Origin of the sequence: Peristeroidobacter agariperforans, assembly GCF_004138335.1 — a bacterium.
GTDB lineage: Bacteria > Pseudomonadota > Gammaproteobacteria > Steroidobacterales > Steroidobacteraceae > Steroidobacter > Steroidobacter agariperforans.
The window spans coordinates 2,161,940-2,178,995 of sequence record NZ_RYFW01000001.1 but is presented as its reverse complement, the minus strand read 5'-3'; the positions used below and the strand labels follow the sequence as shown (position 1 = coordinate 2,178,995).

Annotated in this window: 16 protein-coding genes; 3 read left to right on the top strand and 13 right to left on the bottom strand. The window is 62.8% G+C overall.

From position 1 onward, the window contains the following. Window positions 1-148: 148 nt before the first annotated feature. Complete coding sequence (locus tag EK373_RS09535; protein WP_129642436.1) at window positions 149-361, top strand: hypothetical protein; 213 nt, start codon at window positions 149-151, stop codon at window positions 359-361. A gap of 9 nt (window positions 362-370) precedes the next feature. Here EK373_RS09535 and EK373_RS09530 read toward each other — a convergent pair whose 3' ends face one another. Next, entirely contained in the window at window positions 371-3,088 is a 2,718-nt protein-coding gene (locus EK373_RS09530) for a phosphoenolpyruvate carboxylase (RefSeq protein ID WP_129642435.1), read from the bottom strand. A gap of 57 nt (window positions 3,089-3,145) precedes the next feature. Beyond that, the gene (locus EK373_RS09525) at window positions 3,146-3,718 is read right to left on the bottom strand and encodes a nitrogen regulation protein NR(II) (RefSeq protein WP_129642434.1); all 573 of its coding nucleotides are present in this window, start codon (window positions 3,716-3,718) and stop codon (window positions 3,146-3,148) included. A gap of 221 nt (window positions 3,719-3,939) precedes the next feature. Between EK373_RS09525 and EK373_RS09520 the strand changes: the two genes are divergently transcribed. Continuing rightward, complete coding sequence (locus EK373_RS09520) at window positions 3,940-5,757, top strand: monovalent cation:proton antiporter-2 (CPA2) family protein (protein WP_129642433.1); 1,818 nt, start codon at window positions 3,940-3,942, stop codon at window positions 5,755-5,757. Window positions 5,758-5,767: 10 nt separating this feature from the next. Here the strand turns inward: EK373_RS09520 and EK373_RS09515 are convergent, their stop codons facing one another. Further along, complete coding sequence (locus EK373_RS09515; RefSeq protein ID WP_129642432.1) at window positions 5,768-6,262, bottom strand: ClpX C4-type zinc finger protein; 495 nt, start codon at window positions 6,260-6,262, stop codon at window positions 5,768-5,770. Between the two features lie 187 nt (window positions 6,263-6,449). Here EK373_RS09515 and EK373_RS09510 point away from each other — a divergent pair, with 187 nt between their 5' ends. Beyond that, window positions 6,450-6,929 carry a GNAT family N-acetyltransferase gene (locus EK373_RS09510; protein ID WP_129642431.1) on the top strand — a complete coding sequence of 160 codons (480 nt, stop codon included), beginning with the start codon at window positions 6,450-6,452 and terminating at the stop codon, window positions 6,927-6,929. A 49-nt stretch (window positions 6,930-6,978) separates the two neighbouring features. Here the strand turns inward: EK373_RS09510 and EK373_RS09505 are convergent, their stop codons facing one another. The 10 genes from EK373_RS09505 to EK373_RS09460 form a co-directional block, all read right to left on the bottom strand. Next, a complete protein-coding gene (locus tag EK373_RS09505) occupies window positions 6,979-7,902 on the bottom strand; it encodes a TonB family protein (RefSeq protein ID WP_129642430.1) in 924 nt (307 codons plus the stop codon). 14 nt (window positions 7,903-7,916) lie between these two features. Next, complete coding sequence (locus EK373_RS09500; protein ID WP_129642429.1) at window positions 7,917-8,486, bottom strand: ExbD/TolR family protein; 570 nt, start codon at window positions 8,484-8,486, stop codon at window positions 7,917-7,919. After that, entirely contained in the window at window positions 8,483-8,989 is a 507-nt protein-coding gene (locus EK373_RS09495) for an ExbD/TolR family protein (protein ID WP_129642428.1), read from the bottom strand. Before EK373_RS09495 ends, EK373_RS09500 begins: the two co-directional genes overlap by 4 nt. A gap of 42 nt (window positions 8,990-9,031) precedes the next feature. Next, on the bottom strand, window positions 9,032-9,736 hold the full coding sequence (locus EK373_RS09490) for a MotA/TolQ/ExbB proton channel family protein (RefSeq protein ID WP_129642427.1): 705 nt from the start codon (window positions 9,734-9,736) through the stop codon (window positions 9,032-9,034). Window positions 9,737-9,857: 121 nt separating this feature from the next. Next, window positions 9,858-10,337: a hypothetical protein gene (locus tag EK373_RS33320; protein ID WP_198683185.1), complete on the bottom strand. Its 480-nt coding sequence runs from the start codon at window positions 10,335-10,337 to the stop codon at window positions 9,858-9,860. A gap of 5 nt (window positions 10,338-10,342) precedes the next feature. After that, window positions 10,343-11,023: a tetratricopeptide repeat protein gene (locus EK373_RS09480; protein WP_232831053.1), complete on the bottom strand. Its 681-nt coding sequence runs from the start codon at window positions 11,021-11,023 to the stop codon at window positions 10,343-10,345. Next, window positions 11,004-13,820, bottom strand: coding sequence for a tetratricopeptide repeat protein (locus tag EK373_RS09475; protein WP_129642425.1), 2,817 nt, complete (start codon window positions 13,818-13,820; stop codon window positions 11,004-11,006). Before EK373_RS09475 ends, EK373_RS09480 begins: the two co-directional genes overlap by 20 nt. Then, window positions 13,817-15,754 (bottom strand): tetratricopeptide repeat protein, encoded by a 1,938-nt coding sequence (locus EK373_RS09470; protein ID WP_129642424.1) that lies wholly within the window; start codon window positions 15,752-15,754, stop codon window positions 13,817-13,819. Before EK373_RS09470 ends, EK373_RS09475 begins: the two co-directional genes overlap by 4 nt. Window positions 15,755-15,757: 3 nt before the next feature. Then, a complete protein-coding gene (locus EK373_RS09465; protein WP_198683184.1) occupies window positions 15,758-16,357 on the bottom strand; it encodes an AraC family transcriptional regulator in 600 nt (199 codons plus the stop codon). Window positions 16,358-16,446: 89 nt separating this feature from the next. After that, on the bottom strand, window positions 16,447-16,992 hold the full coding sequence (locus EK373_RS09460) for a TlpA family protein disulfide reductase (protein ID WP_198683183.1): 546 nt from the start codon (window positions 16,990-16,992) through the stop codon (window positions 16,447-16,449). Between the last annotated feature and the right edge of the window lie 64 nt (window positions 16,993-17,056).

Below are 17,056 nucleotides of genomic sequence, written 5' to 3'. Positions count from 1 at the left end.
ACGCGCCACACGCTATCTGCCTGTTTGCACGCCGCGTATTGCAAGTGACGTTTCGCGGCCACGCAGGCATGTGAGGGTGGAAAGAAAAAAACTGGTGCGGCGATAAAAACGGGCTGCTATGTTCCCGCGCGCTCCTAAGGAGCGGTGCATGCAACAACCAGAAGCCCAAGCCCGCGTCATCGAAGAGTGGTTCCGGTTGCCGGAATCGCGCCGGTTGCACGCGACCGATGCAGTCGCATTCGCCTTCAGGCTGTTACAGGACCGTCCGGAGATGTTCGCGCGCCACCGCGAGCGCGATCAGGTCGATTACGACGTCATCGTGGAATGGCTGCTGCCTTATCTGAACAGGCAGCCGAACTGATCGCCAGCGTCACGCGCCCTGCAGGGCCTGACCGATGCCGCTGACCGTCGCCAGCAACGCCGACAACAGCTCCCGATCTTCCCGCTTGCCGGCGCGCCAGCGCCGTAACAGATCCACCTGCGTCAGGTGCATCGGATCGATGTACGGGTTACGCAGCATGATGGAGCGCTGAACCGTCGAGGCGCCCTCCAGCAATTGCTGACAACCACGGATATTCAGCACCTGCTGGCGCGCCAAGTCATATTCGGCGCGCAGGATGGGAATGAAGCGACGATATTTTTCATCCACCAGCTGCTCGTAAGCGCGCGCGATGTCCACGTCCGCGCGCGCCAGAGACAATTCGATGTCATCGACAAGATTCGTGAAGAAAAACCAGCTGTCGTGCATGTCTCGCAGGACAGCGTCGCCGAGCGTGCGCGACGCCAGCGCCAGCGCCGAGCCGGCGCCGAACCAGCCGGGCATCATGTAACGACACTGCGACCACGCGTGCCACCAGGGAATGGAACGGATGGCGCCGATGCCGACCCGATCCAGGCGCGACACCGGACGCGAGCCGAGCTGCATGCGCTCGATCACGTCGATGGGCGTGAGTTGACAGAAGAAGTCGTGGAACTCCGGATCGTCGAACACCAGGCCACGATACACGCGCGAGCTTTCCTCGCTCATCAGCTCCAGCGCCTCGCGCCAGGCCGGCTCGACCCGCTCCGGCGGCATCACGCCCGCGCGCGACAACGACAGTGCATTGAACGCCTGCTCGAACACACGCAAGGCGATCGGACGCAGGCCGTATTTCTCGTTGATCAACTCGCCCTGCTCCGTGATGCGCAATCGTCCACGGCGCGCGCCGTTCGGAGCGCTCCGGACCAGCACTTCGGTACGACCGCCGCCCCGATCGATGCCGTCGGCCTGACCGTGAAAAAGTGTCAATTCGATGCCGGCGGCGTCGGCGGCCGCAAATAACGACTCCTGCGCCTGACGGATCAGCCAGCGTGCGCGCACGATGCCGCTTTCCTTGTTGCTGGCCGAATAGCCGATCATCACGTACTGATGGTTGGCGCGTCCTTTGAGGTGACGCTGGTAAACCGGCTCTTCGAACAGCTGCTTCATCATCTCGCCGCAGCGTTGCAGCGACTCGGCCGATTCGAACATCGGCGCGACATCGGCTGGCACATCGCCCGTGCGGCGATCGGCGGTATCGGCCCAACGCGCCAGCAACAGCAGGGACAGCACGTCGTCGATGCCCTGGGTCGAGCTGACGACATAGGCTCCGATCGCCTCGTCGCCGTAGCGGTGACGACAATGCGCCAGCGCTTCGAGCACCCACAGGCTGCGCTTGCCGCTCGCATCGAGCACATTGCTGGGGCCTTCGTCCCGCTCGAGCGCATCTCGCAAACGATCGGTGCGCTCCGCACTGGTGCGGCTGGCCCAGCCGGCATCGTTGAAACCCTGGCCGATGACGGCGCGGTGCGCAGCGGCGTTCTGGCGAATATCCAACGTGGCCAGATGGAAGCCAAACGTTCGAATCCGGCGGATCAGCCGGCGCACCTGAAACAACCCGGCGTGCTCGCCCTTGTTGGCGCGCAGGCTGTCGGAGATCAGACTGATGTCGCCGAGGAACTCGTTGACGCTCTCGTAGTGATTGGCGCGCCCCTCGTAAGTCGCGCGCAACCGCTCCATCACCTGCCCCAGGAATACCCGATAAGGCATGCGGTCATGGCGGGCCGGGGACAGACTGCCTCCGCCCGCGTGCAGCAGCACCGAATATTGATCGAGGCGCGCTGTCAGCTCCGGCGAGATGCCGACGCGCGATGCGCTCTGCGACAACGTTTCCGCGAGGCTTTTACACTCCAGGAAGTAGTTATTGACGATGACCTGCTGATGACGCGCCAGGGTCTCGCGCAGCGTCTTGGCGTGCACGTCGGGATTGCCGTCCATGTCGCCGCCGACCCAGGAGCCGAAGCGCAGGATCTCCGGCACCTCGCGCTCCCGCGCTTCCGGCCCGTATGCCTGTTCGAGCGCCGTTTCGATTTCTTCGTAGAAGGTCGGCACGATCTTGTAGAGCACTTCGGCGATGAAGAACAGCACGTGCTCGCGCTCATCGGCGACCGTCAGCCGCTCGCGTGAATTCTCCGCCGTCTGCCAGCCCGAAGTGATCTCGTTACGGATGCGATCCCACAGCACGCGCGTCTCATTGGCGCTGCGTGGCAGCCCGAGCCGTTGCAACAACAGTTTTGCGATCTTCTGTTGCTTGCGCAGGATGGTGCGACGGGTGGATTCGGTGGGATGCGCCGTGAACACCGGCTCGACCCACATCTGCAGCATCAGGCGCCGAACGTCCTCGAGCGACAAGCCCTGTGCCTTGAGCTTGTTGACGGCTTCGATGATGCCGCTGGGTTGAATCTTGCCTTCGTTTAAATACTGGCGGCGGCGGCGGATGCGATGGACCTTCTCCGCCATGTTGACCATCTCGAACCAGGTCGAGAAGCCGCGCACCAGGTCGCGTGCCTGCTCCGGCGGCACGTTGCGGGTCCGCTCGGTCAATTCACGGCCGCTGGCGGTGTCGCCTTCACGGCGCGCGATGGCCGATTGCCGGTCGCTCTCCACGGCTTCGAACAGAACGTCGCCGCCCTGCTCGCGAATGACCTGGCCGACCAAACCGCCGAGCATGTGGACGTCTTCCCGCAGCTCGGCGTCTTTTTGCGGAAAGCTGATGTCGGAGCGAGGCATAAGGGGCGCGGAGTTTAGCAGGGATGCCCGCGCCCGGCGCTCAAAACACTGTTGGCATCAGGCAACGCGTGCTGGAAAAGTCTTCAGCAGCGACTGTTTACAAGTGCTGCAGGCCCCAGGCTCGAGCCGCGGCAAGGTGCGGTCCGCGGGAATCCCCAGCGTCTGCTGGGCGTCCTCGATTTCCTCCCAGGTCCCCAGGCGAACCTGGATCCGCCGGCACCACGAACAACAACGCAGGCTGCGCTCATCGCGCGGATAAGCCGGATCGAGCAAAGCCACCGCCGGTCGCGCCTCGCTCCACACCGGCTCGCACACATGACGGATGGAGCCGTCGGCCAGCGGCGTCAGCTCGATGTCGATGAGCCGGCGCTCGTCGACCCGATCGGCGCGCGTCGGCACGAACACACTGCCGCCAACCGCTCGCACGCGGGCGTACAGCAATTCCCACAGCTGCCGCACGACGCCCTCGGAAATGCGATTCCAGATGGGGCGGCCGAGCACATCAGACAAGCCCGGTCCGAGGCCGCGCGCCGGCGCCATGAAACGGCTCCACGCGGGATTCACGAACACGATGCGGTCGCGTGCATCGATGATATAGACGGGGCGGGGATCCGCCAGATCGTTGACCATAAAACCTCACGACGGCGGGTAGCTGAACAGTGACGAAAAGCGCCGTCGTGACAAATCACATCATCGGCCCGGTGTCAGACTCGGCCCATGAGGCTGGCCCTGAATGCCGCCCCCGCCCGAGCGCGCTATGCGGCTGATACGATCGCCACCTCGCACCGGATTTGTGACGCAGCCAACTTAAGTTTTTGCTGCGCCCCGACGCGGCATATGACGAGAAGCACATGACTTTGACAGGACAAATAGCGGTTTTTCTGGGCGCCACGGTGCTGGCGGTGCCGATGTTCCGGCGCCTGAAGCTGAGCTCCATCCTGGCGTATCTTGCTGCGGGCGTGGCGATCGGGCCGTTCGGGCTGGCGGTGATCGACGACATCGAAGGCGTCATGCACCTCGCCGAGTTCGGCATCGTGCTGCTGTTGTTCGTCATCGGCCTGGAATTGCAGCCATCGCGTCTGCGCGCGCTACGACGCTCGATTTTCGGACTCGGACTCGCGCAGGTCGTCGTCACCACGTGCGCATTCACAGTGCTCGCGCACCTGCTCGGGCTGCCGATGAATGCTGCGTTCGTCACTGGCTTCGCACTGTCGCTCTCGTCCACGCCGCTGGTCTTACAGTTGCTCGCCGAACGTCACGAACTGAATACCCGGCACGGCCGCCCTGCGTTCGCCATCCTGCTGTTTCAAGACATCGCAGTGATGCCCGTGCTGGCCATCCTGCCCCTGCTGGGCATGACCGGCGCCACGCAGTCGCTCGGTGCAACCGTGCTCGGCGCCGTCAAAGGTCTCGGTGTGCTCGCGCTGCTGGTATTTGGCGGCCGCTATGTGCTGCGACCGGTGCTCAGATTCATCGCCGAAACAAAAGTCTCCGAAGTATTCACGGCTGCGGCGTTGCTGGTGGTGATCGGCACCGCCCTGCTCGTGGATGCGGTCGGCATGTCCATGGCCCTGGGTGCTTTCGTCGCGGGTCTGCTGCTCGCCGAAAGCGAATATCGCCACGAGCTCGAAGCCGACATCGAGCCGTTCAAAGGCTTGCTGCTCGGCCTGTTCTTTATTTCCGTGGGCATGACCACGAACATCAGCCTGCTGCTGCAGCACCCCGTGTTGATCGCGAGCCTGGTCATCGGTCTGCTCGCCATCAAGGGATTGGTGTTGTGGATCGTTGCGCGGGTCGCGCGAATCTCGGCGCGAACTGCTTCACCGTTGGCCGTTTCGTTGGCGCAAGGCGGCGAGTTTGGTTTCGTGCTGTTCGCGCTCGCGGTCAGCTACGGCGTCATGGAACGGAGCCTCGCGCAGATCCTGGTGATCGTCGTGACCATCTCGATGGCAATGACGCCGCTGCTGATCAAGCTGCACGCAGCCCTCATCGAGCCGCTCTTCAGCAAGGGCGAGCCGCCGCGGGATTTCGACACCATCGACGATCACAACAGCCGCGTGCTGATCGCAGGCTTCGGTCGCGTCGGCCAAGTCGTCGCTCGCGTGCTCCGCATGCGACGCATCTCTTTCACCGCGCTCGAATCGAGCGTCGCGCAAGTCGACTTCGTGCGCCGTTTCGGCAACAAGGTTTACTACGGCGATCCGTCGCGGCTCGAATTGTTGCAAGCGGCCGGCGCCGGGCGCGCCGAGATCTTCGTGCTGGCCATGGACGACATCGAAGCGTCGGTGCGCACCGCCGAGCTCATCCAGAAGCACTTCCCGAACCTGAAAGTGTTCGCGCGCGCCCGCAATCGTCAGCACGCGATCCGCCTGATGGAGATGGGCGTGCGTTATTTCATGCGCGAGACGTACTTCTCCAGCCTCGATATGGCGCAGAACACGCTGGAAGCACTAGGGCTGTCGCGCGCCGAAGCGCTGGAAAGCATCCGACGTTTCGATGCGCACGACCGCAAGCTGCTGGAACAGCAACGATTGGCCGGCGACGACGAGCAGAAATTGATTCAGACGGCGCAACAGGCCGCCCGGGAACTGGAAGCGCTGTTCGAAGAAGACGTGCGCGGCGCGGACTCCGCCCCGACCGAGCGGGATGAAAATCAGGCGACGGCCTGAATGCCCCGCCCTAGTTGCCGACTTCGTCCTCGCCGTCGACCTGGAAGTCGCCGTAGAACTCTTCGACACAGCTGCGGCAGATGGTGGCCGCCGGCGCTTCGATCAGGCCCTCGACTTCAAACGGACGCTTGCCGCAGAAGGAACATTTCAAGCCGGCTGTTTCGGAGTCGTAGTACGCCAGCGCTTCTTCGAGCGTGATATGGGTGTCGATCCAGCGTTCGCTGACGCCCGGATAGATGCGCTCGAAGGCCTGCTTCGCCTGCTCGACGGTTTCCGCGTCCGAGATGCCGAGCGAAATCCATTCCTCGTCGCAATGGAGCACCAACGGAGCGGGCTGCGAGCCCAGCCCCACCGCGATCGCCAGCCGCGGCACCTGAGCAATCATCGCCTCCTCGGTGAACAGGGAGCCGACGTGGCAATAGGGAATGTCGTCCACGAACGCATACGACACCACTCGCGCGGCGTCGATTACGGGCGGGGGTGGGTTGCGGTGGTCGTTGCTCATGCGTGCGGATATGGGGACGCTGTCAAAAATAGGAACGTCAGAAGCGCGAATAAGATCCGTCGATTCATTACAGGCGTCCGGGGCGATCCGGCTGTCACGGTCGCCGCGATCCTATTGTGTGTCTTCCGAGCCGCCGAAGGTTTCACTTAACCTGTGACATATCGGCAGGACATACATTCCGGCACGCATGCTTCCCGGCAACGTCGTACTTACCCGCGCAGACACGTCGGAACAGATCGCCACGGCGCGCGATTTATTTCAAGAATACGCGCTCGCTCTCGGCATCGATCTCGAATATCAAGGATTTGCCAGCGAGCTCGCGGCGTTGCCGGCGCCATATGTGTCGCCGCGGGGTGCGTTGTTCATTGCATACGTGGATGGGGAAGTGGCCGGCTGCGCGGCGCTTCGACCATTGGGTGACGGCGCGGGGGAAATGAAGCGCCTGTATGTGCGTCCCGTCTTTCGGAAAGCGGGCGTGGGCCGCTGTTTGGTAAAAGCCATCGTCGATGCCGCCCGGCACGCAGGCTGTCACACCCTCCACCTCGACACCCTGGCAAGCATGACTTCGGCTCAAACGCTGTACCGGCAGCTCGGCTTCATCGAAACGCCGCCGTACAACGACAAATATCTGCCGGGCACGCGCTTCTTTGCGCTAGCCCTGAAATAGAAAAGGCCCCTGCCGCAATGGCAGGGGCCTCGATCGTCGCAGTCCCCGCTTATCCGGGGAAGAAGTCGATCGGCTTGCTGACCGTCATCGTGCCAACGTCCTTCGCTTCGAAGCGGAACGACTTCACTCGGGCCACCAGCTTGCGCTCCAGCTCGGGGTCGTTGAGCTCGCTGGACAGGATTTCGCAGCGCTGCACCGAGCCGTCGGGCGCAATGGTCAGCTCGAGCACGACCTTGCCTTGCAGCTCAGGCTTGTCGCGCAGGGCGCGCTGATACATCGAGTCGATGGCGCCCTTGTTGCGGACAAAGACCAGCGCGATCTCTTCTTCGCTGCGCGAAGCCTTGCCGCTACCGCTGCCCCGCTGCACTTTGTCCTGCGCCTGCTGAGTGAGCACCGACGACGTTACTTGTGTCGTAGTGTGCCCTTCGAGCGCACCCTGGCCGCCACCGTAACCGCGACTCAGTGCGGCCGTGTTGATGCCGCCGCTGCTCGCGCCAACCTTCGAAGTCAGCAGCGAACGTTCCGAGCGTGTCGACTCACCGACCTTGCCGCTGAGGTTCTTGGTCTGCATGGCCTTGTCGGCCACCGACATGTCACGCAGCTCGGCAAACTGGTCCGCCACGTTCGCCATCTGCTTCTGCGCACGCTCACGAGCGGTCGGCTGCGGCTTGGGCTCGGGCTTGGGAGTCTCCACCGGCTTGATCGGCTCCGGCTTCTTCTCCTCGAGCTTCGGCGGCGGCGGAGGCGGCGGTGGCGGGGCCTTCTTCTCGATCACCAGCTTGACGATGCGATCGGGAATGTCCGGCGCCTTCACCAAGGTCTTTTCCGGCACTGGAATCAAAGGAATCAAGATCGCGAGGATGGCGAACAGGATGAAGGCGTTGCGCACCACCTTGCGGAAGCGCGCTTCGACCTCCTCGGTCGGCGACCAAGGCAAGTCATATAAACGATAGTAAGGGGCGAGTGTGCTCATGAGTGGCCGGCTCCTCAGCTACCCACGGCATTCGACGCCGAGGCATTGAATGCCGCCGTGCGCCCGCTTGCGCTCGGGCTGACGGCATTCGCGCCTTCGCGTTCGACCACCGCCAGCGATACCTTGCCGTAATCAGCATCGGTGCAGGTCGCCATGATCTTGCGAAGCACGCTGTACGGCGTGTTCTTGTCGCCCATGATGGTGACTTCGCGATCCTTGACCTCCTGCTTGGCCGCGTCCACCAGCACGGTGTCGGCCTGACCCTGCAGCGCCCGCTTCAGCGGCTGAATCACCGCCTCCTGCGAGTTGATCACATCGGTGACCTTGGCGATGGCCTTGCCATCCACCAGCAGATCTTCCTTCGTGATCATCACCACCACGCTCGGCCGCGGCTTCTTGTCCGAAAGCGACTGGGGAATCGCGATCGACTTGGTGTTCGGCAGGATGTCCACGTCGGAGTTGTGCACCAGCAAGAACACCGTGAGGATCATCAGCATGTCGATGAACGGCACCAGCGTCATGTGGCCGCCGGCTTCGGCGCCGCCATGCTTGCGACTGCGATGTCGTTTGATTCGATTGATCATGTCGGCGCGTCTCCCACGGACACATCCGGGAACAGCTCGCCGTAAGTCCAGCTGTTCTCGGCCACGCTGAAGACACGCACCGTGTCCATCACCTGCACCAGCGTGTCATAGGCAATCTCCTGCTCGAGCAGGATGGTCGCATCCGTCTTATCGGGATATTTGGTCTTCACCAGCTTCAGGTAGTCCTGCAGCCCGACCAGATCGTAGGCGCCGCCATTGGTCGGGACGCTCTTGAGCAGCCCGGTGCCGCGATCGGCGATTTCGATCTTGTCCTTGCGAATGATGACTTCCAGGTTCAACCCCTCGGGCAGGTCCGGCACCGCACTGTCGGCGCCCGGCAGGTTGAGCTCCAGAATATTCGTCTTGGTGAACACCGCGGTGAAGATCAGGAAGAACACCATGATGATCATCATGTCGACCATCGGCACGACGTTGATCTCGTGCCGGCCGCGATAGCGCGCGTGATTGCGCGCTACCCGCCGCTGTGCCTTGGACTGAGCCATTGTCTATCCCTTTAACGGACCGCTGTGGCGTTCCAATCTTTCTCAGGCCATTCCGTGAGCCGCGCGACCGCGCGGCTGCGGGGCGGCCAGATCGTCGTTGCCGACTTCCACGTCCTGACGGCGCTCGACGACCGAGTTCATGAACTTCACCGAAGCGATCTCCAGGCTGTCGATCATCTTGGTGGTCTTGGCTTCCAGGAACATGTGCGCCAACAACAGCGTGATCGCGACGAACAGGCCCGACGCGGTGTTGTTCATGGCGACCGAGATGCTGGCGGCCAGCAGGCTGGCCTTTTCCGCCGGATTGGCCTGGGCGATCGAGGCGAACGCCGCGATCAGGCCGATGACGGTGCCGAGCAGACCGGTGAGCATGCCGATGTTGGCCAGCGCCGAAAGATAGTGAGTGCGCTTCTCGGCGCGCGGAATGATTTCGAGCAGGCTCTCGTCCATGGCCTTTTCGACGTCATCGCGCCGGCGGGCGCTGGCGAGGCGAGCGATGCCGTAGTTCAGCACGGTCGCGATCGACGCCTTGGACTTGGAGGTGATGGCCACCACCTGCTTGAAGTTGCCGCTGTTGATCAGCGGCACGACCTGCGCCCACAGACGACGGTTCTGGGTCGTCTCGTTGGTCAGGAAGATGAAACGCTCGATGGCGATAGAGATGCCGATCACGAAGATCGCGGCCAGCGGATACAGGAAGAATCCTCCCTCGCGGAAGAAATTCACCATGAAATGGATCAATTCCATCGTCGTAAGACTCCTATGCGGTGCGGTAGACCAAGGCGCCGCTCATTTCCGGGCGAGCGCTCAACTGAATAAGTGAATAAGGCGCGCTTTATCGCCTTACATAAATACTGCCTGCTGCGACCTACTTCTCAGTGCTCGGAGGTGGCGGAGCCGCCGCGTCGGAGCCGCCATTGATTGCACCGTAGTAGGTCACCTCTCGACGAAAAACGTCACGATCGACCGGCGTCAGTGCCTCATCCAGCAGCGTGTTGAACGGCTGCGCGGGCAGATCGCCAAGATCGGATTTCTTCCAAGGCACCACGTACATCACCTTCGGCAGCTCGCGATTGCCGGTCACAGTCGTGGTGTCGAGATCGAGTCGATCGTTGCGCACGACTGCACGCGGGCCGCCAGCGCGTTCCGACGAAGTCGATGGCTCCGCTGACGGCGGCGGCGCTTCGGCAGCCGCTGACGATTGCGATACGTTCGTCGTCTTGCTGGTGTCCACAGCGGGACCAGCCGCGGTCGCTTCTTTAGATAACGTGCCCTGCTCCTCGGCCGCATACACGGCCGCCGAAGCAAACATCAGTAACAGAGGCAGAGTGAAGCGCATTGTGCTCATGGTGCTCATTCGCCAGTTTGGGCACTTCGCGGATCGGCGCCGATCCGTTTCTTCAGTTCGGTCACCCAGCCGTTGACCTTCGCGTCCGGCGCGCTCGCTGTCGCGAGGTAACGCTCATATGCTTCGAGCGCACGCTGCGGTTCCTGCAGATACAGATCGCACAGCACACCCAGATTCAACCAGGCCAGCGCATAGTTCGGATCGATCTGCACCGCGCGCGTATAGGCATCGTTCGCATCCTTGAACTTGCCCTGTTTGCGCTGGACGATGCCGAGTTGATTGAACGCCGCGGCGTTGTTGCCGTTGCGCGCGATCGCGTCGCGAATGGCTTTCTCCGCCTCGTCCAGCTTGCCAGCCTTGGCGTGCAGGATGCCAAGATTCAGTAGCGGGCCGGAATACGATGGATACGCAGTCGCGAGCGCACGGAATCCCTGCTCAGCGGTTGCGAGATCGCCGGAGCTCATCGCTTGCACGGCGCGCTCGAACTGTTGCACCGCTTCGGGAGGCAGCACCGGCTCGACCGGCACGCCCGCAGCGGCTTCGGCCGCGGCTTTCTCCTGCTGCGCGTCCGAACCTGTCGGCGCAGAACCGCAGCCTGAGAGCAAAAGACCGAGCAGCGCGCCGACGATCAGCCCACGCCAATCACGTCCTTCCGAGTGAGTGCTGTCAAGGCAACGTCGGCACATAGTCTTCACTGATCTCGGTCTTGGCGTAGCGCGCCGGCTTCAACTTCGCCAGCACATCGAAGCTGCGCTGGACCCATTGATCGTAAACGCCGTCGCCGGTGCGCTGCGCATTGGTCTCGTGCAATTCAATGGCCTTTTCCTCGAATGGGAAGGCCTGTTCCTCGAGCAGCACGTCGTACTGTTCCCTGGCCTCCTCATCCAGATTCTTCGGCCGCTCCGACGCCATCAGGTCGGCGCCCAGCTGGCGATACAGCTCGCCCATGCCATAGGTGGCCTGCGTGGTGACCTCGGCAACACCATAGTCGAGCGCCTGACTGTAGATCGCCAGCGTCTTTTCCATGGCGTCGCGTTTGGACTTCAGCGACTTGTTCAGCGGCGCAGTCAGCTTGATCGACTTGAACAACGCCACCGGCACGTCGGCGGTTTCGATGGTCGCCTTCGCCGCGAGATATTTGCTGCGATCGGTGCGCGCCGCGCCGGCTGTTTTGTCGGCGCGAATGATCTCATCCAGCCACTGCGACCGGACCTTCACGTCGTTCTGCGCCTTCGCCATGTCGGCGAGCTTCTGGCGCGCGTCCATCGCCGGATCGAGCGGCGACGGATATTGCTTCACGTAGCTTGCATACAAACGTGCCGCATTGGTCGGCGAAGCCGCTTTGTCATAGAGCTCGGCCGCCTGCCACAGAGCAGCGCGCCGGATTTCGACCGGCTCCTGCTCACGCGCAGCCACACGCTCCAGCTCGGCAGCGGCCTGCGTGCCACGACCCAGTTCGAGATAGGCGACCGCGAGCGAACGCGTCGCATCGGGCACCAGCTCGTGATTGGGATAGTTGCGACGGAATGTTTCCAAAACCTGCGCGGCCCGCTCCCACTGCTTACTCTGCAACAGGATGCTCGCGGCGTCGTATTCCGCGTTGGAGCGCGCCTTCGAGTTCGGAGCCAGCGCCGCGACCCGCAGGAAGTCGTCGACCGCACCGGTCGAATCGCCCGCCGCGCGCTTCGCTTCCGCTTGTTTGTAAATCGACGCAGCGATGCGCTCTTCGATGTTGGCGCGATCCGGGTCGTTGGCAGGCAGGAAGCCCTGCACCTTCACATAGGCCGCTTCCGCCTCGCCGAAGCGACCGCGATCGAACAGCGAGTGCGCCAGCAGCGTGGTCGCCGTGCGCGCAAGCTTGCGTTCGACCGGAGGATTGCGCTCCAGGATCAACGTCGACACTTCGATCACGCGATCGAAATCGTTCAGCGCGAACAGATCTTCGTCGGCCTTGGTCTGCACGCGGGCCGACTCCGGGTGCTCGGGGAAGCTGGTGGCAAACATCAGCGCGCTCTCGATGCCCTGCTGATGCCACACGGCCTTGGACTGGCCCTGAAGCGTCGGCTCGTGCTTCTGATAAGAGACCAGCGCGGCGTAACCGGCAGCCGAGGACTTCGGATGCGCCGGATAGTCATACGCCGCCGTTTCATACTCTTTGGCCGCCTCGGCGAAGCGCCCGGACTCGAACAACACTTCACCCAACACGAAGCGATTCGCCGGCGCTTCCGGATCTTGCGGGAACGAATCGAGCATCGCGCGATACCAGCGCGCCGCAGACGCATAGTTCTCCGGCTTCTTATCCTTCTGCGCCAGCGCGTAGTAATACTCCGCGAGGTCCTTCTGGTTGGACTTCAACTGCGCAGCCACTTCGGGCGCATCTGCAACCGTGCGCTCGCGCCAGAAGGCGGAGCCGAACGCGTAACGCTCGACGAAAGCCTGCTTGCCTTCGATGACCAGCGACGCCAGGCGGCCCTTCTGGTAGGCATCGATGGTCCGCATCTGCAACGACGGCGCATAACGATCGTCGGGGCGCCGCTTGGCGAACGCTTCGAACGCCACTGCCGCGTCCAGATAACGTTCCTTTTCCAGATAGAAATCGCCGAGCGCTTCATACACCAAGTGTGCGTACGGCGGATCGCCTCGCTGCGCCAGCGTGGCATCGAGCGTCGCCGGCCCGTCGAGATCCGAAAAGCTGATCGCCATCGCGCGCAACGCATCCGACGTGAGCTCGCGCTCCGGCCGGCTCAAAGAATCTCGCGAACGCAATTGACCGTCCCGCACCAGGATCCGATCGAGCAGCCGCATGAACGCGGAGACACTTTCCTCGCCGAGCGATTGTTTGAACAAGGACCAACCGAGCTTGTAGAGGCCCTGCTCGAAGAAGCCCGTATCCGCACCCGGCGTGGTCACCGCCACGTACGCGTTCTCGGCCTCGCGATACCGACCCAGGCTGAACAGGATCTCGCCGCGACGGAACTGCGATTCAATCAGCCATGGGCTGCGCGGATAAGTCGCCACCAGCTGGTCCAGCACCGTCAGCGACTTCTCGAGCTGGCCTTTCGCTTCATAAGCACGCGCCAGCTGATACATGACGACGTCGTTGCGCTCGTAGTCCGGATAGGACTTCAGCAGTCCTTCGTACAGCTGCACGGCTTCGTCGACGCCGAGGCCGCCAAAGGCACCTTCGGCCGTGCGTGCGCTCTCGTCCTCGACCTGCAGATCGCCGAGACGACGCATGGCTTCGGCGCGCAGCTTCTCGTTCTGCGATTCCATTTCGAGGAAGCGGCGGTACTGCTCGATCGCCTGCTGCATTTTCACGTCGCTCGGCGGATCGCGATTGACCTTGACCTCTTTCTTCTCGAGATCGCGGATGGTTCGCGGCGCCGGCTTGATTGGCGGCAGCTCTGCGGCGCACGCCGGCATCGCAATCGCACTGGAAAGCGCGAGGGTGACCAGGATGCGGAGCTTATTGGATCCGCTCATTCCGCGCCTCCCTTGTCGACGCCACCCTCACCGGTGGCGTTGCTGCCCGTCGCCGCCTTGTCGTAGATCGACGCCAGCGCGAAACGTGCCTGCAACGAATAGGAGGCGAGGCGCTGCTTTTGCGACTCCAGTTCCTTGATCGCAACAGCCGCCAGATAGCGGTTCTGAGCCTGGGCGGTCGCTTCCAAGCGCGCGCTCAAGCCGTCGATGCGCGGCGGCAACGTAGCCACACGGCGTGCAAACTCCTCAGTACGAGCGGGATAGTCACCACGCGCGCGCTCGACGAGCACCGACCGGCGACGCGCTTCTTTATAAGCGACATCCAGCTCACGCAGTTCCTTGCGGGCACGCCACTGGCGGGCCTTGAAGCTGCCATTGAAATCCCACAGCAGCTTGCCGCGGATCAGGCGCGCCTTCTCCCGCATCTCCTGCACCATCGGATCGTTCTGGTCCGCCTTCGCCAGCACCGCTTCGATCTGCTGCACCTTGGACCATTGTTCCTTTTCGCGCGACGTGGCGAGCGCAGTCACATCGTCGTCACGTTCGGTCGCGGCCAGGCGCGATTCCAGCTCGTTCTTGTGCGCTTCCATCGCGTCCAGATCGACGGTGTCGAGCGTCTTCTGCAAGCCCGGCAGACGCTGATCGTAGGCACGGCGGCGCGTGTCCACCATGTCTTCGAACGCCTGCACGCTCAACGCCCAGGTGGCGAGATTGCGCTGCATGAGCCGCAGGTCGCGATAGTTCTTCAGGCCTTCCTGGAACTCGTGAGTTGCCAGCAGGTGATAGAGATAGCGGGTCTCGGGCGCGTCGGGGAGATTCTGCAGCTGCCAGTACCAGCCGACCTGATCGGCCTTGTCGTTCTCGACGATGGCGTCGAGCAACTTGCCGTCGCGAATCGCCTGAATGGATTGATCGATGCGTTGGGACTCGGCCGCGAACGCCTCAACCGCGGTTACATACTGTTCCGCCGCCTGGCCCGTTGCGTCGAGCTGCGCATATGCATAAGGAATGGCGAGATACGACTCCTGCACCGCTGCGTCGAGGATGTCGCGATCGCGCAGTTCCATCCACGGCGCGAGCGCCTTGTTGAACTGGTTCTCCGCCGAGTCCGCCCAACCCACTGCAAGCAGCGCCTTGTTCGACTGCGGGCCTTCCAGCCGCACTCGTTGCAGCACCTTTTTCGCGTCCTCGGGACGATTGGCCTTGAGCCAGGCGAAACCGAGCGCGAGGTTGGCTTTATCGCGCAACGCCGCAAGCTCTTCGGTCGGCACCGCGATCTGACCGACTTCGTTCAACAACTCGGCCGCTTCCTCGACCCGCTCCTGGCGCACCAGCGCAACACCGATGTTGAAGCGTGCATACGACGACCAAACATCGCCGCCCGCGCCCACCGGTTGCCACCGCTCCAACGCGCGGATCGCTTCGTCGTAGCGGTTGAGATACATCAACACCTGCGCTTCGAGCAGATGACGCTCCGGCTCGAGATCGCCGGGCAACGCGCCACGGATCGACGCCAGCGCAGTCGCCGAGTCTTCCAGGTAGTTGCGCTGATACCAGACCTTCGCGAGATAGAACCAGGCGCGGTTGCGCACATCGAGCGGCACGTTGTCGTTCAGCAGCGCTTTGAAGATGCGTCCCGCCTCTTCATGCTGACCGAGCGATAGATACAAGCCGCCTTTGAGCAGCTCGGCCTCGACGCCGTGGTGCCCGATGCGATTGAAATCCTGCGAGGCGCCGAGGCGCGTCAGCGCCTGCAGATAGTCGCCCTGATAGAAATAAAACAGCACGTCGCCCCAGTGCAGATCGCGCACGACCTGCGGGGTGCCGACCAAGGGCCGCGGCTCGGGAGCCTTGTTCTCCTTGGCGGCCGCGACGTTGGTCGCGCCTAGCGCGAACAGCATCGCAACCAATAATTTGTTACATCGGCCCGGCACGGGTTATTCCCATTCCTTGACGATGAACTCGGGCTGCGCCTTGACGGCCTTGTCGCTGATCTTCAGCTCGACGTATTTGGCGCCCACGCCTTTCTCGAGCTTGATGGTCGCGCCACGGCGATAGTCGCGCTGGTTCGGGCCCTGGCCGGTGAACAGCGCGATCAGCTCGTGCTCGCCCGCCTTCAGGTTGCCGATGAACACGCGGTGCACGCCGCCCCTGAGCAGCGCCTGCGCCTCGCGCTCGGTGTACAGATAGTTGGCGACTTCCTTGTTATCGAGCTTCAGGGTCACCGAGTCGAGCGCAAAGAACTCGCCCACGTCCATGGAAACGAACACCGCCACTTGCGTATTGGCCGGGAACAGCAGCTCTTCCTCCAGCACGAACAGTTCTCGGTTCAGGTCGAGCACTTCCTTCTTCAGCGCCTGCACTTCTTCGTCGAGGCTCTTGAAGTTGTCGCCGCCTGCCGGCGCCGACGGGGCTGGAGCTGGCGCGCTCGTGTCGGTCAGCGGCGCAGTGGTCGAGTCTTGGGCAGTTGCCAGCCCCGCTGCGAACAGCAGGGGCAACAGCGTGGCAGTTATTTTCAGGAGGCTCTGACGCAGCATGGCAATGTCCGGCAAATCCGTGGAGGGTGCTCGAGAGTTCGATACGAGTTCGGTGCAGTGGGCGAAGCGGATGATCCGTTGGACACGAGTCACTCGTTCAGCAGTTCACGCAGCTTTTCGGTGTAGCGCGTTTCATATCCGGCCTTGTAGCCCTCGGAGATGTAGCGCACCACACCTTCGCGATCGATCAGTACGGTCAGCGGCATGGTGCTCGCCTGATAGGCACGGCTCACTTCCTTGCGAGCATCGAACAGCACCGGATAACTGACGCGCAGCGTCTTCGCCATTTCACGCGCCGCGTCGACATTGGTTTCCTCATCCAGGTTGACGCTGAACAGGACCAGGCCGGCGCGGCGGTACTTGCCATAGATCTCATCGAGCAATGGCATCTCCTGGCGACAGGGCCCGCACCAGGTTGCCCAGAAGTTAATCAGCACTACTTCGCCGGAGTGTTCGGACAGGCGCATGTTCGCGCCGTCCCACGAACGCAGTGCAAAGTCCGGCGCGGGCTGGCCGACTAGTTGGGTTGCCGGCACGCACACAGCGGGCCCGAGCAGCAACAACGCCAGCAATGCAAAGCGTGGCATCCGTGCGGCAGCCTGGAGCGGCAAGCGAGCTTGTGAGGACTGTGACATCGAACTTTTATTCGTCGCCGGACACGCGGTGAGGCAGCCGATCGGCGCCTCCACAATGAATGAG